At 50.7% G+C, this 15029-nt stretch carries 14 protein-coding genes and 3 tRNA genes; 15 read left to right on the plus strand and 2 right to left on the minus strand.

The genetic code is table 11. The annotated features are described in order from the left end of the window. Positions 1 to 367: 367 nt before the first annotated feature. The 12 genes from KBS54_00200 (at position 368) to KBS54_00255 (ending at position 8697) form a co-directional block, all read left to right on the plus strand. A tRNA-Ala gene (locus KBS54_00200) sits at positions 368 to 443 on the plus strand. Positions 444 to 631: 188 nt separating this feature from the next. After that, complete coding sequence (locus KBS54_00205) at positions 632 to 895, plus strand: hypothetical protein (GenBank protein MBQ0054559.1); 264 nt, start codon at positions 632 to 634, stop codon at positions 893 to 895. A 163-nt stretch (positions 896 to 1058) separates the two neighbouring features. Further along, positions 1059 to 2048, plus strand: a complete 990-nt coding sequence (locus KBS54_00210; protein ID MBQ0054560.1) for a DctP family TRAP transporter solute-binding subunit — start codon at positions 1059 to 1061, stop codon at positions 2046 to 2048. Between the two features lie 68 nt (positions 2049 to 2116). After that, positions 2117 to 2605: a TRAP transporter small permease gene (locus KBS54_00215; protein MBQ0054561.1), complete on the plus strand. Its 489-nt coding sequence runs from the start codon at positions 2117 to 2119 to the stop codon at positions 2603 to 2605. Positions 2606 to 2619: 14 nt separating this feature from the next. After that, on the plus strand, positions 2620 to 3909 hold the full coding sequence (locus tag KBS54_00220) for a TRAP transporter large permease (GenBank protein ID MBQ0054562.1): 1290 nt from the start codon (positions 2620 to 2622) through the stop codon (positions 3907 to 3909). Further along, entirely contained in the window at positions 3910 to 5055 is a 1146-nt protein-coding gene (locus KBS54_00225) for an aminopeptidase P family protein (protein ID MBQ0054563.1), read from the plus strand. 131 nt (positions 5056 to 5186) lie between these two features. Beyond that, positions 5187 to 5450, plus strand: coding sequence for a TIGR03905 family TSCPD domain-containing protein (locus tag KBS54_00230; GenBank protein ID MBQ0054564.1), 264 nt, complete (start codon positions 5187 to 5189; stop codon positions 5448 to 5450). A 12-nt stretch (positions 5451 to 5462) separates the two neighbouring features. Next, the gene (locus KBS54_00235; protein ID MBQ0054565.1) at positions 5463 to 5930 is read left to right on the plus strand and encodes a MarR family transcriptional regulator; all 468 of its coding nucleotides are present in this window, start codon (positions 5463 to 5465) and stop codon (positions 5928 to 5930) included. 17 nt (positions 5931 to 5947) lie between these two features. Beyond that, entirely contained in the window at positions 5948 to 6385 is a 438-nt protein-coding gene (locus KBS54_00240) for a hypothetical protein (protein MBQ0054566.1), read from the plus strand. A gap of 69 nt (positions 6386 to 6454) precedes the next feature. Continuing rightward, positions 6455 to 6540, plus strand: a tRNA-Tyr gene (locus KBS54_00245). A gap of 30 nt (positions 6541 to 6570) precedes the next feature. Then, positions 6571 to 6646 (plus strand) — tRNA-Thr (locus KBS54_00250). Positions 6647 to 6714: 68 nt separating this feature from the next. Beyond that, positions 6715 to 8697 carry an FAD-dependent oxidoreductase gene (locus tag KBS54_00255; GenBank protein MBQ0054567.1) on the plus strand — a complete coding sequence of 661 codons (1983 nt, stop codon included), beginning with the start codon at positions 6715 to 6717 and terminating at the stop codon, positions 8695 to 8697. 83 nt (positions 8698 to 8780) lie between these two features. Here the strand turns inward: KBS54_00255 and KBS54_00260 are convergent, their stop codons facing one another. After that, positions 8781 to 9278 carry a peptidylprolyl isomerase gene (locus KBS54_00260; protein ID MBQ0054568.1) on the minus strand — a complete coding sequence of 166 codons (498 nt, stop codon included), beginning with the start codon at positions 9276 to 9278 and terminating at the stop codon, positions 8781 to 8783. A 308-nt stretch (positions 9279 to 9586) separates the two neighbouring features. Continuing rightward, entirely contained in the window at positions 9587 to 11644 is a 2058-nt protein-coding gene (locus KBS54_00265; GenBank protein MBQ0054569.1) for an NAD(+) synthase, read from the minus strand. A gap of 147 nt (positions 11645 to 11791) precedes the next feature. On the opposite strand from KBS54_00265, the gene KBS54_00270 reads away from it, so the two are divergent. The 3 genes from KBS54_00270 to KBS54_00280 all read left to right on the plus strand — a co-directional run bounded on the left by KBS54_00270 (position 11792) and on the right by KBS54_00280 (position 14968). Next, the gene (locus tag KBS54_00270) at positions 11792 to 13180 is read left to right on the plus strand and encodes a phosphomannomutase/phosphoglucomutase (protein ID MBQ0054570.1); all 1389 of its coding nucleotides are present in this window, start codon (positions 11792 to 11794) and stop codon (positions 13178 to 13180) included. Between the two features lie 84 nt (positions 13181 to 13264). After that, the gene (locus KBS54_00275; GenBank protein ID MBQ0054571.1) at positions 13265 to 13957 is read left to right on the plus strand and encodes a hypothetical protein; all 693 of its coding nucleotides are present in this window, start codon (positions 13265 to 13267) and stop codon (positions 13955 to 13957) included. 12 nt (positions 13958 to 13969) lie between these two features. Beyond that, entirely contained in the window at positions 13970 to 14968 is a 999-nt protein-coding gene (locus tag KBS54_00280) for a GGGtGRT protein (protein MBQ0054572.1), read from the plus strand. Positions 14969 to 15029: the final 61 nt, after the last annotated feature.

The following is a 15029-nucleotide window of genomic DNA, read 5'->3' on the forward strand; positions in this document are numbered from 1 at the left end:
CGTTTTTGTCCGGGGACCCTGCCGCCAGCCAGCTTGCAGTTACCGAAGATTCCCCATTCATACTAAACTTAGCAGCTGGTTTGCCACGGTTTGGATGGACCACGCACGCGCGCCATGCGATTTTTAGTTAATTGCAAATACTATAGCCGGTGTACAGAACCGGATGTTACCTTGCGCGGCTACGCTTCCGACGCTGTACAATGTACCGCAAGCCAAGGAGTCGAACTCCGTCGGCGAAATATATTATACATATATCTTGTGATAAGTCAATAGTAAATTGCACGAATGCAAAAATTTTTGTTTTTTCATAAGTATATAATAACAATTGACAGAAACGGGTCAAGCAATTATAATCTCATAGTTGCTTGGGGGTATAGCTCAGCTGGGAGAGCGCTTGAATGGCATTCAAGAGGTCAGGGGTTCGAATCCCCTTATCTCCACCAGAAGATTTCAGAACCTGCTTTGCAGGTTCTTTTTTGTGCCGTATTGTTCTGACGTTAGATGAAAAGCGCGGCGGACATGGACGAAAGATTATTGTGCCCCGGATTTGCCGCCATACTAAATGCAGCAAATGAAAGAAACGCCGCCGTGTGGTATAATTCCGATATAAACTTTAACGGAGGAAGGAAAAATGAAACAGAGCCGAGAGTACCTCAAAAAGCTTGTTGAAAACCGCGAAAAGGGGAATTACAGACAGGAAGACATGACGGAAGACGAAAATTATGACCCGTCAAAGATTTACTGGAGCTGTTTTTCCGAAACTCCCGAAGGGTGTGAGTGCATACTTGTTTATGCCTTTGACAGGCAGACTGCGGGAGAGGTGTGTCCCTGCGAAGGCTGTTTTGACAACGCCGATTTTGCGTTCGGCTCAATCCCTTGCAGCAGCTGGAAGTAATTTTGCGGAGCCCGAAAAATGAACCGATAAACAAAACTTGTTTATTTTAGGAAAAAAATTAAAAAAAAGTACATTTTGGTACTTGTATTTGCAAAAAAGTGGTATATAATTGCCCCCATAACGCGGTAAGCGGATACTCAAACCAATGGAGGTGCACCACATTATGAAGAAATTTGCAGCATTCCTCGCGCTCGCCATGCTTCTTACGGCACTTTTTGCATGCAGCGCACAGGCAGCAACAACACTGAAGCTCAGCCACGCCACACCGAGAACCAGTACGTGGCATCAGGGTGCGGAAAAATTTGTTGAAATCGTCAAGGCGAAAACCGGCGGAAAATACGACATCAAAATTTTCCCGAGCGACGAACTTTCAGGCGGCAACCAGGCTGCCGGTATCGAACTTGTCCAGACGGGCGTAACCGACATCCACATTCAGGACGCTCTCGTATGGTCATCAGTCGCGAAGAAGAGCATCGTTCCCTGCTTCCCCTGGCTGCTCCCGACCTACAAAGACGTTGACAAAGCCATGCAGGGCGCAGGCGGAAAAGCAATGAAAGCCGCACTCAACGAAGCCGGCGTCGTCTGCCTCGCAATCGGTGAAAACGGCTACCGCCAGGTTGTCAACAACAGAAACCCGATCAATGCGCCGAAAGACATGAAAGGTCTTAAAATGCGCGTTCCCGGAAGCAACGTCCACGTCAACCTTCTGAAATACATCGGCGCAGACCCGCTTACGATGAACCAGTCGGAAGTGTACACGTCGCTTCAGCAGGGCACGATTGATGCCTGCGAAAACACGCTCGACCTTCTCTTCACGCAGAACACGCTTGAAGTCGTAAAGAACATTTCGCTCTGGAACTACTCGTACGACCCGATTTACTTCTCAGTAAGCAAAGAGCTCTGGGGCAAACTTTCAGCGGCAGAAAAGAAGATATTCCAGGATGCCGCAAACGAAGCCATGAAATACCAGATCAAAGTCACGCGTGAAAAAGATCAGAAGCTTCGCAGCCGCCTCGGCGAATACAAAATCAAGGTTGTCAAATCGCTTACGCCTGCAAACCTCGCGGCATTCAAAAAAGCGGTTGCCCCGATTTACAAGGACAACGAAAAGAATTTCGGAAAAGAACTTAAGGAATTCGGCTACAAATTCTAAGAAACGTTTCCTGTATGGCGGCATTTTACGGTGCCGCCATACTCTTTTTTTGAGAGTGAGTGTGTTGAATGGAAAAAATAGACTTTTTGCTGAACAAACTGGAAGAGACAGTTATGGTCGTCGGCGGAATTATTATGGTGGCGATGAATTTTCTCAACGTTGTGTGCCGCTACCTGCTTCCGAAGACGCCGTTTTCATATACTGAAGAGCTCGTCGTACTGGTCTTTATGTGGGTCAGTATGTTCGGTATTTCATACGCCTACAGAAGAAGAGCGCACACGCTTCTTACAATTCTTTCCGACCTTATCAAAGGCAGGGGAAGAATTCTGATAGTGCTGTTCTCAATGGCGGCATCCATGCTGCTTATGGCGCTTATAGCCTATACGGGCTACGGCATGGTGCTGAATCAGATTAAATTCAGCCAGATACTTCCGGGCATGAGACTTCCTATGGCTTACATGGGCTGGTCAGTGCCTGCGGGGGCGGCGGCTTCGCTGCTCAGCGTTCTGGTAAGCGGCTGCAAGGAAATTAAAGAAATCTGCGGCGGAACGAAATAAGGGGGAAGGATAAAATGACCGGAATAATTCTGCTTGGAACATTTTTCGGGCTCCTTCTTCTGAAGGTTCCCGTTGCTGCCTCCATGGGGCTTGCCGCTTTTGCCGGAATGATAGACATGGGCTTCAAAATTTCTGTTTTCCCGACGGTTTTCTACGCGGCAATAGCCAAATACACCATGCTCGCAATACCGTTCTTCATTCTTGCGGGCGTTATCATGGACTATGCCGGCATTTCAAAACGTCTTATAGACCTTGCCAACTCCTGCGTAGGACACCGCAGAGGCGGGCTGGCGGTCGTAACGGTCGTGGTTGCCTGCTTCTTTGCGGCAATTTCAGGCTCAGGCCCCGCAACCGTTGCCGCCATAGGCGGGGTTTTAATTCCCGCAATGAGAAAACAGGGCTACGACAAAAACTTCGCAACGGCGGTCGTTGCCTCCTCAGGCGGTATTGGAATGATTATTCCTCCGAGCATTCCTTTTATCATCTACGCTATGCTTGCCGAAGTTTCAGTAGGCACAATGTTTATGGCAGGCGTAGTACCGGGCCTGCTTTTCGGCTTGTTCTTCTCGGTCGCGGCGCTTCTCTATCTCCGCAATGACAAAAACGTCATACTCAGCCCGAGATGCAGCTGGAAGGAACGCTTCAAGGCATTCAAGAGCGCAATATGGGCTCTGCTCATGCCTGTAATCATTCTCGGCGGAATCTACGGCGGAATATTTACCCCTACGGAAGCCGCTGGTGTTGCGGTTGTCTACGGACTGTTTGTCGGAGTTTGCGTGTACAGGGAAATCAAAATGAAACAGCTTTGGAAAATCATGGTTGATTCCTTTGTTTCCTCGGCGATTATTATGTTTATAATGGGCTGCGCGGGAGCGTTTACCTGGATTCTTACCACCTCCGGCGTAACGCGCGAGCTTACTGACCTGCTTCTCTCGCTTACAAGCGACAGAAACATGATGCTGCTGATTATAACGATCATATTCCTTATCGCAGGCTGCTTTGTCGACTCGGCATCAGGCTTCTACCTGCTGCTTCCGATACTGCTTCCGATAATCAGGGAAATGCACTATTCGCTTATAGCCTTCGGCGTTATAGCGACCTCAAACTTTGCGCTCGGACAGGTTACGCCGCCTGTCGGTTCCAACCTGTTTGTCGCCTGCAACATTGCAGACGTTACGATGAAAGACCTTGTCGCAAAGGTGTGGCCGTTCCTGATAGCCGGTATAATCTGCCTGCTGCTCATAACCTATATGCCGCAGCTTATAACGTTTTTCCCGACGCTGCTCGGAATGAAGGTTATATAAATGAAAATCGCAAAAGAAGAATTTATCGCGCGACAGCAGTCGCTCCGCCGCATTATGGCGGAGCGGGGACTTGACGCAGTCTGCATAGCAGGCTCTGCGCAGCTTGACACGCGCGGGGTTCTCAGATACTTCACAGACTACTATCTGCCTGTATTTGAAGAATATCTGCTGATTACGCGCGACGGAAGCTTCTTCTTTGCCCACGACGGCTGCGGAGCAGACTACGCGAAAAAATTCTGCGCCGTTGACGAAATAAAAATCATACCTGAAGCGGACTACAACTTTGACCCTGCAAAGCCCGTCGTGAACGTGCTGAAGGAACTCGGCTGCAAAAGCGCCGGCACCTGCTGGGGACGCCAGGTGTCCGCAGGTTTCTGCAATTCCTTCGCAAAAAATGCTGAAGGCATAAGCACCGAAGACGTTTCCATGTCCGTGCACCGGCTCCGCGCGGTCAAAAGCCCTGCGGAAATTGAACTGTTGCGCGAAGCGGTGAAATTCAACGAAAAGATACTTGATTTCTACGTCAGTCAGACAGCGGCGGGCAAAACTGAACTCGACGCGGTGAACAAAGCTTCTCTCTATGCGCTTGAACAGGGTGCGGAAGACCTCTACTGGATGACCGCGTCCGGAAAAACACCGTCGCTTGCCTATCTTGCCGCCTCAAGGCAGCAGAAACACGTATGGCAGCGGGGAGACTATCACTATGTAGTGCTTGAACACTCTGTGCCCGGAGGCTATTACAGCGAAATAACGCAGCTTGTATCTTTCGGAAAACCTAAAAAAGAATACGAAGAGGCGTACAAAGCCGTGACGGAAGCCCAAAAAGCGGCAGCCTCAGCCGCCAGAACAGGCGAACCTGTTTCAAAGCTTGCAGAAGCATCGCACAAAGTGCTCTGCGAACTCGGTTACTGCGCAAAAGAATCGCCGGTGCCCTGCATAGGTCATTCGCAGGGGCTTGACGCATGGGAATTCCCGCGGATAGCGGCAGACGAAACAATGACGGTACAGCCCGGCATGCGTTTCAACATACATCCTGCCGTGGTTCTTCCGGACGGCGCAAAAATCACTTCCTGCCAGAGCTGGCTTGCAGCGGAAAACGGCTGCGAACAGCTGTCATCTCTCAGCGATGAAATAATCGTGCTTTAAAAGCTGATACAGACTATAAAAAAGAAACCTCTCCTGAGGTTTCTTTTTTGTAATTTTTGCGGGTATCTGCTTGACATCTCAAATAAATTGTGTACTATTATATTATACAAGCTTTAACGGGAGGCGGTAACGTGCAGTACAGCTACAAAACGCAGGGCACCTGCTCGCAGCTGATTACCTTTGAATACGAAAACGGCAAGATCAGCGGCGTGAAATTTTACGGCGGCTGCCCGGGAAACCTCGCGGCGATACCGCGGCTGGTTGAAGGCATGACGCCTGCCGAAATCCGCGAAAAACTTGAAGGCATAAGCTGCGGCGGAAAACCAACCTCCTGTGCCGACCAGCTCGCGAAAGCGGTAACGGCGGCTGAACAGGAAGCAGCAGAAAAAGCATAAGGGGGAAAAGAAATGATACAGAGCAGAAAAGGCTTCAATGAAGCAGTATCAGCCGTACAGGGCGGCAAACTCAGAGATCAGCTTGCGTTCATGCTCTATGCCGGAGCAAAAGAAACGACTCGCAGATACAAAATGCTGCTGCGCGATACGGGACTTACTTACACGCAGTACCTTGCGATGCTCGTGCTTTGGGAAAAAGAAAAAATCAACGTCAAAACACTTGGTGAACAGCTCTACCTTGACAGCGGCACACTTACCCCTATGCTCAAGAAAATGGAAGAAGCCGGCTTCATCAAACGCACGCGCGACAGCGGAGACGAAAGAAACATGATAGTAACGCTCACCGACGCCGGCAGAAAACTCCGTTCGGCAACGGCGGCTGTCGAGATTAAAGCGAAAGCAGAATTTCCGATAACCGGCATGGAAGCAAAACAGCTTGCCGCCACACTTGAAAAACTGCTCTACGGACTTTCGAAATAACACAGGGAGGAAAAACCATGAAAAAATACATCTCAATACTTCTTATAATCGCCGCATTTTTCACAATAGCGCCGTCAGCCGGAGCCTTTGACCTCGGCGACGTTGTAAAAACGGTAGCTGTCGGGGCTGTCGGCGGTTACGCGGTTACAAAGCTCAGTCCCCAGCTTAACAGTTTCATCAACACGATAACACTCCAAAACGGCGTAAAATATCAGGGCTACACCAAAGTAGTTCCCATAGTTTCGCTCGGCGACGGCTCAAAAGTCGGAGCGGCACAGGTCGGGGCAACGACAAAATCGGCGCTTGACGCGACAAAAGCTGTTGCGCAGCTTGAAGGACACTTCAACTCCATACGCGCTACCGCGCTTATTCCCATAAACTCCACCAACCCGTTTAAAGGCGTAAAACGCGTGGCAGGCGTCGGAGTTACGGCAATAATCGACGTTAAACTTTAACAAATGTGCTTGACAATCCGATGAGATATTGTAAAATATTTCACCGTAGCGGGTTGCTTCCGCGTACGTGGTAGGATGGCCGAGTGGTCAAAGGCAACAGACTGTAAATCTGTCGGCGAGAGTCTACGCTGGTTCAAATCCAGCTCCTACCACCATTTTTTTTATTTGATAGAAGTTTTGCTCAGGCCGTCTTAGCTCAGCAGGTAGAGCACATCCATGGTAAGGATGGGGTCCCCGGTTCGAGTCCGGGAGACGGCTCCAGAAAACTCAGACGCCCGTTCGGGCGTTTTTTACTGCTCTAATGCTTCTCCCGGGAGGAAAGAAAAAACTTGAAAAAAATATTGCTGTTATTTCTAATCTGTCTGACATTTGCTCTGCCGGCAAACGCCGAAGAAATTAAATGTGACGTTGCCGTCGTAGGCGGAGGCTGCGGAGGCTGTGCTGCCGCGCTTCAGGCGGCAAGGCTCGGCGCGTCTGTCACAGTTCTTGAAGAAACTGAAATGCTCGGCGGGCAGATGACCTCTGCCGCTGTATCCACAATGGACGACAGAGGACTCACCCGCACTGGTATATACAAAGAATTTTTGGACAAAATCCGCGCCTATTACAAAACCGCCGGCAAAAACGTCAGCTGCTGCTACTGGGGAGGCGACACAATAGCCTTTGAACCTCTCCGCGGCGCGAAAATACTTCACGAAATGCTTGCTGATGCCGGAGTGAACGTCATATACGGCGTCCGTCCCGTATCCGCGGCGGCAAAAAAAGACACGGTTGTTTCGGCGGCATTTGAAACCGCAGAAAAAGAAAAAATTACCGTAAGAGCCAAAATATTCATAGATGCTACGGAATGCGGCGACTTTATTCCGCTCACGCCGGCGCGCTGGAGGGCAGGAAACTCCCTGTCGCCGAAAATTGACAAAAACGGAATAATACAGGACATAACGTGGGTTGCGGTAGTCAGAAAATATCCTGACGGCGTGCCTGCAGAGCTTTTGCTTAACGAAATGCCGCCAAACTACGTCAAATATATTGACGAATACCGCGCGATAGTGACCAAAAACGGAAACAACTGGCCGGAAGGCTACCCTTACAACACGGCAACACACAACGAATACCGCGCCATACCTGACCTTTCGAACAGCCTCAACGTTGACGGCGGAAATCCCGAAACGTGGGAAAACGTCACAAAAACCTGCCTCAACTGGGCTAATGACTACCCGGGGGGAACCTACGGAGCAAAAGGAGAACATCTTTCCTCAGCATACCTGACGAACGCGGAATACCGCGAAAAAATCAACCTCCGTGCAATGGAAAAAACGCTCGGCTTCGTATACTACATGCAAAAAGAACTCGGCATGAACGACTGGTCGGTTTCCGATGAAGGCTACACCGTGCAGCTTGTGGACTGGCAGGCTGACGAAAAACTTGCGCGCTTTGCCGGAATACTCAGACATTTTCCCTGCCGCCCCTACGTAAGGGAAAGCCGGCGGCTGGCAGGAGTCAAAACCATGACTGTCAAAGACGTAATCAGGGATCCGCAGCTCAAACGCACCTTAAAAAATAAAACGGACTCAGTAGCTCTCGGTGAATACCCGATAGACCTTCACGGCTCCTCTGACAGCCAATACCTTGACGCTGACCTCGGCGAAACGAAAGAAAGCATACCAAACGACTGGCAGTACATAAAGGGCGGACTTTTTCAAATTCCTGCCGGAGTTCTCATACCTGAAAAAATCAACGGACTCCTTGCGGCGGAAAAAAACATCTCGGTATCACGCACAGTCAACGGCGCCACGCGGCTCCAGCCGGTGACAATGCTTACCGGACAGGCGGCGGGAGCGCTTGCCGCGCTCGCTGTGAAACAAAAGACACAGCCGAGGGAAATATCTGTAAAAGAAATTCAAAAGACGCTCATATCCGCAAAAGACAGAATATCTCTCCACCGCTTTGACGACCTCACAGAAAACGATTCCGACTGGAAATACGGAGAATACGCCATAGTGCGCGGACTGCTTGAGCCTGAGCTGGAAAACCGCTTCGGAAGCAAAACGCAGCTGGTTTTTCTTGAACTTCGCCACATCTTTGAACAGCTCACCGGACTCAGAAAAACCGCAATTGACAGAGACCCGTTTGAGCCTGTAACCTGCGGCACTGCTGCGGAATGGCTTACACAACTTACGGAAGGTGAAAAATGCGCAGCCGCGATGCGCACGTTCATTGCCGCGCTTGAGCAGAACGGCGAAAACCCTTTAACGAAAATGGTTATGGCAAAATTTATATGGAACTGGGACGATGTTAAAGGTGAAAAATAACTGCAAAAAAGAAAAAACAGCGGGTTAATAAACAAATAACCGGCTTGGGGTTTCCCAAGCCGTTTCTTGTTTATATCCGCCAATTATTTTATTGTTACGCTTTCCATTACAACTTTTTTGAGCGGTCTGTCCATGCTGTCTGTCGCAACATGTCCAATTTTTTCAACGATGTCCATGCCTTTGACAACGTGTCCGAAGATTGCGTGTTTGCCGTCAAGCCACGGGCAGGGCACCAGCGTGATGAAGAATTGGCTGCCGCCTGTGTTGGGTCCTGCATTTGCCATGGATAGGACACCTTTGCTTTCATGCTTGAGACCTTTGCCGAATTCGTCTGGTATTGTGTAGCCGGGGCCTCCCATGCCGCTGCCTGTCGGGTCTCCGCCCTGTATCATGAACTGGTCGATGACTCGGTGGAATATGATGCCGTCGTAGAATTTCTTTTTCGTGAGGTCAATAAAGTTTTTGACCGTTTTGGGCGCAAGGTCGTTGTAGAGTTCGATTTCGAACGTGCCCATGTTTGTTTTGAATACGGCGGTCTGGCGTTTTGCAGCTTCTGCCTGTGCTGCTGAGGAGCATACCATTGTGCATACTGCTGCGAGGATAAGAGCGATTGTGTAAAACATTTTCATTTTGTGCCTCCTGATATAAAGATAATTACGAATTACCAATTATGAATGACGAATCACCAAGTACTAATTACCAAATGGTGGTGCTGCAACAAGTTGCAATATTGAAAAGTTAGACCCTCAATATCTCAAAAGATTTAAGTTTTTCGCTTTTATTTCCAATCAAAAGCTTGCGAAGCAAGGCATCCTCAATTGGTACTTGGTAATTCGTAATTTGTTACTGTACAGGGAATACCGCGCGTTTAGCGAGAGTATTGACAAGCCTATTCCCCGAATTGTTTCAGGAACATATCCATTGACGACGGGCGCGGTTTTTCCGCCGCCGGTGCTCCTTTTTTGCCATCCGCCGCCATGCGTTTCGCAAGGCGGTTTTTTTTGAATTGTTCGTAGGTCGTTGTTTTTCTTGACGACCTCTGCGCATATTCTTCGTCTATTTTGTCCATTTCCGCAAGCCAGAGCGCTGCTTTCGCGTCTCCGGGCATTTTCCAGTCCTGCGGCGAGAGGCTCGCGCTGCCCGTTCGCACGCCTTCCGGCTGGCAGCTGCGTTTGTACTGCTGCGCGAAGAAGCGGCTGATGAAGGTTCTGAGCGTTTTGAGTATTTCCGCTTCGGGGTAGTCGTTTTCAAAGGCGTATTTCGCAAGACGGCATATTTTTGCCGGCGAAAAGCCGAAGCGCAGGAACCAGTAGAGGAAGAAGTCGTGCAGTTCGTAAGCGCCTAGGATTTCTTCCGTTTTCTGCGTTTCGCCGCCTTTTTTGGCAGGCAGCAGTTCGGGGCTTACAGGGGTGCGGAGTATATCTTTGAGCACCGCTTTGAGTTCTTCGCTGTCTGTCTGTTCCGCTTCGTATTCAACGAGCGCCCTGACGAGCGTTTTCGGTATTGCAGCGTTGAGCGAGTACATTGACATGTGGTCGCCGTTGTAGGTTGTCCAGCCGAGTGCAAGTTCAGAGAGGTCTCCCGTGCCTATGACAAGTCCGTTTTCCATGTTGGCGGCATCCATCAGCAGCTGCGTCCGTTCGCGCGCCTGCGCGTTTTCGTATGCCGCATCGCGGGTTTTTCCGTCGTGTCCCAGGTCGCGGAAGTGTTTTCGCACCGCCGGTTTGATGTCTATTTCGCGCAGTTCGGCGCCAAGCAGGGCACAGAGTTTCTGCGCGTTGTTTTTCGTTCTGTCGCTGGTGCCGAAGCAGGGCATTGTGTATGCAAGCAGGCTGCTGCGCGGTTTGTCCGCAAGGTCGAGCGCGCGTACGCAGGCAAGCAGCGCAAGCGTGGAGTCAAGTCCGCCTGATATTCCGAGTACAAGCCGCTGCGCTTTGGTGTGTTCAATTCTTTTTTTCAGTGCGTGCGCCTGGATTTGCAGTATTTCCTCCGCGCGCAGACGGCGGTCAGCTCTTTTTTCGGGTACAAAGGGCTGCTGAAGCACCGGTCTTTCCAGGCGCGTTTCGCGGAGGAGAAGGTCAAAAGGGATTGTTTCTGTGCCTTCCGTGTTCAGTTCAGGGTAGTTGGGCTGTTTCTGTCTTTCGGCGGCAAGCCGCTGCAGGTCGATGACGGCGGAGCAGTAGCCGTTGCCGAACGGTTTTGCCGAGGCAAGCAGCTGTCCGTTTTCAACGATGAAGTTTTCACCGCCGTACACACATTCGCTTGTCGATTCGCCTTCACCGGCGTTTGCCGCGACAAGCCCGCAGACAAGTTTCGCGGACTGCGCGCAGACTGCCGTTTTGCGGTATTCAGAGCGCCCGGCAAGTTCGGGATCTGCAAGACAGTTCACTATCAGGTTTGCCCCCGCAGCCGCAAGTTTTTCCGACTTGGAGAACGGGAGAAACAGGTCGTCGCCGATTTCACAGCCGAAGCAGAATTCGGGTACGGAGCTGCATTTGAAGAGAAGGTTTGCGCCGAACGGTATTTCTTCGGCACCAAGTATCGCTTTGCCGTTGCCGGCAGGCGCAGGCGCAAACCAGCGTCCGTAGTCCGCTGATTTTTTCGTTTTGGGAACTATGCCGAGTGTTCTGCCGTTGAAAAGCACCGCTGCGCAGTCGTAGAGCTGTCCGCCGTTTTCAAAGGGTATGCCGACGATTGCGGCTGTCTGCCAGGGGCAGCTTTGCGCAAGATCAACAAGCGCTTTTTTTGCTTCCTGCTGAAGTTTTTTCTGAAAAAACAGATCTTTGCAGCTGCAGCCCGTTATTGCAAGCTCAGGCAGTACTATAAGCGATACTCCGGCTTCCGCCGCGGCTTTTATCGTTTCGTGCAGCACTTTCGCGTTAAATTCGCAGTCTGCGGGTTTGAGCCGCGGAGCTACCGCAGCTGTTTTTATAAAGCCGTCGCGCATGTTACCAGCTCCCTTCTGTTGTATCGTCGTTTTCTTGTTGTTTCGCGTCCGCTGAGTATTCTACCATATTTTTATCAATTTTTTGATTTTTTGACAATCCGGCTGTATAATTATGCAGTAATCTCAATTCTTTGGGGGCGTTTTGTTGTGGCAAAAATACCTGCTCATATTTTCAGGGAGTATGATATCCGCGGTCTTGCGGAGGAGGAGCTGACCAGCGAAAACGTTGAACTTATCGCTCTTGCCTACGGCACCTGGCTGGTGCGAAACGGTGTTGCCAAGGCGACGTTGGGCGGCGACGTGCGGCTTTCGACGAATCGCATTAAGGCTGCTTTGGCAAAAGGGCTGCTTGCGGCAGGCGTTGACGTTGTTGACCTCGGCGTGACGTCAACCCCGACTTTTTACTGGAGTTTCTTCCGCTGCGGCGCAGACGGAGGTATTCAGGTTACGGGCAGTCACAATCCGAAGGAGTTTAACGGTCTGAAGGTTGCTTTCAAAAAGGCAACGCTTTGGGGAGACGCCATTCAGAATATTTACAGGATGATTGAAACTGATGATTTTGCCGTCGCAAAAACGCCGGGAAAACTTTCCTCGCTTGATATTACCGACGAGTATATCGATATGCTGGCTTCAAAGGTTCAGCTCGGCGGCAGAAAGCTGAAGATTGTCTGTGATTACGGAAACAGCACCGGGGGTTATTACGGGCCAAAGCTTTTCAGAAAGCTCGGCTGTGAGGTTATCGACCTTTTCGCGGAGCCTGACGGCAATTTCCCAAATCATCACCCGGATCCGACAAAGCGCGAAAATCTGCTTTCGCTTATGGAAGCCGTAACGCGCGAGGGAGCGGACGCAGGTTTCGGTTATGACGGAGACGCGGACAGACTGGGCGTGGTTGACGATAAGGGCAATATGCTTGTCGGCGACAGGCTTATGGCGCTTTATTGGCGCGAAATTCTGGCGAAAAATCCGGGCGCGGTTGCAATTTGCGAAGTCAAGAGTTCAATGGCTCTTCCGGAGGACATTGAAAAGCACGGCGGAAAGCCGCTCTGGTGGTGCGCCGGTCATTCACTGATTAAGGCAAAGATGGCTGAGCAGAAGGCGCTTTTTTCGGGCGAGGTTTCCGGTCACCTTTTCTTCGCTGACGAGTATTTCGGTTACGATGACGCTTTTTACGCGGCAGAACGGCTTTGCCGCATTTTGTCCAACGAAACAAAAAAGCTTTCGTATATAATGGAGGAAATTCCTCGGTATCCTTCTACCGCCGAAACGCGTTACGACTGTCCTGACGACAAAAAACGCGGCGTGGTGGAACGCGTGAAAGAACAGGCTCTCGCCGAGAAACTAAACGTGATTACCGTTGACGGCGTGAGGATTATTTATGAAAACGGCTGGGGACTTGTCCGTATTTCAAATACGCAGCCTGTGCTTGTGGCGCGCTGCGAGGGCAGGACAAAGGAAGCGCTTGCCGATATCTGCGCAGATATGAAGCGCCGTCTGCTTAACGCGGGAAGTCCGGCGTTTAACTGGGAGTTTTAATTTTCAGGCAATACAGCGGTGCAAAACGCCGATATTCTGCCTTTTTAATTTTGTTTCTGCACTATATAAAGGAGGGGTTTTTGTATGGAGTACACAAAGAAACTTGAGGGTATGTGCCCCGTTGCAAAGGGGCCAAAGCATGGGCCTGCGCCTATTCCCGAAGAGGGTAAATGGGTTGAGGCAAAGGAAATAAAGGATATTTCCGGGTTCACTCACGGCGTAGGCCGCTGCGCACCGCAGCAGGGCGCCTGCAAGCTTACACTGAACGTTAAGGACGGCATTATCCAGGAAGCGCTCGTTGAGGTGCTCGGCTGCTCCGGAATGACTCATTCAGCAGCTATGGCAGCTGAAATTCTGCCCGGCAAAACGCTGCTTGAAGCTCTGAATACAGACCTTGTCTGCGACGCGATTAATACGGCAATGCGCGAGCTTTTTCTGCAGATTGCATACGGCCGTTCGCAGTCGGCTTTTTCGGAGGGCGGTCTTACTGTAGGAGCAGGGCTTGAGGATCTCGGCAAAGGGCTGCGTTCGCAGGTCGGCACAATGTACGGCACAAACGCAAAGGGTGTCCGCTATTTTGAGATGGCAGAAGGCTATATTACGCGTCTTGCGCTTGACGCAAACAATGAGGTCATCGGCTATGAGTACGTTTCTCTCGGCAAGATGATGGAGGCGATCAGAAACGGTGTTGATCCGCGCGATGCTTACAAAAACAATCTCGGCAGTTACGGACGTTTTGCCGAAGCGGTCAAGTATATTGACCCGCGCAAGGAATAGGAGGCGTTTTTCATGGTTACTTTTGAAGGTTACGAACGCAGAATAAAACAGATAGATCCTTTCCTTAAGGCGGACGGCATCAACAGCCTTGAGGAGGCGCGCGAACTGTGCCTTTCCAAGGGCGTGGACGTTGAGGCCATCGTTCGCGGCGTGCAGAGAATCGCTTTTGAAAACGCGGTGTGGGCTTACACTATAGGCGCAGCACACGCTGTCAAAGCAGAGGTTAAAACGGCAACCGATGCCGCAAAGAAAATTGGCGAAGGTTTACAGGCCTTCTGTGTGCCCGGTTCTGTCGCCGACAGACGCAAGGTCGGTCTCGGCCACGGCAATCTTGCGGCAATGCTTCTTACCGAAGAGACAAAATGTTTCTGCTTCCTCGCCGGACATGAGTCTTTTGCAGCCGCAGAGGGAGCAATAGGGATTGCACGTTCGGCCGACAAGGTGCGCAGGGAGCCGCTGCGCGTTATTCTTAACGGTCTCGGCAAGGATGCTGCTTACATCATCTCAAGAATAAACGGCTTTACCTACGTTGAGACAAAGTATGATTATTTCACGGGTGAGCTTGCTGTTACAAAGGAAATTAAGTTCTCTGACGGCGAACGTTCAAAAATCCGCTGCTACGGAGCTGACGACGTCAGCGAGGGTGTCGCGATTATGGCTCATGAGGGTGTTGACGTGTCTATAACGGGAAATTCAACAAACCCGACGCGTTTCCAGCATCCTGTCGCGGGAACGTACAAGAAATGGGCGATAGAGAACGGCAAAAAGTATTTCTCGGTCGCATCAGGCGGAGGCACAGGCAGAACCCTGCATCCTGACAATATGGCAGCAGGTCCCGCAAGCTACGGCATGACGGACACGATGGGAAGAATGCACAGCGACGCGCAGTTTGCAGGTTCTTCTTCTGTTCCCGCTCACGTTGAGATGATGGGACTTATAGGAATGGGCAACAATCCCATGGTCGGCGCATCAGTGGCTGTTGCTGTTGCTGTTGCCGAGGCTCTTAAATAAAATCCGGGTTCAGTTTTATTATTTCTTAAACAAATACAGCCCTCCGCTTTTGGAGGGCTGT

The sequence above is a fragment of the Candidatus Equadaptatus faecalis genome (assembly GCA_018065065.1).
Classification (GTDB): Bacteria; Synergistota; Synergistia; order Synergistales; family Synergistaceae; genus Equadaptatus; species Equadaptatus faecalis.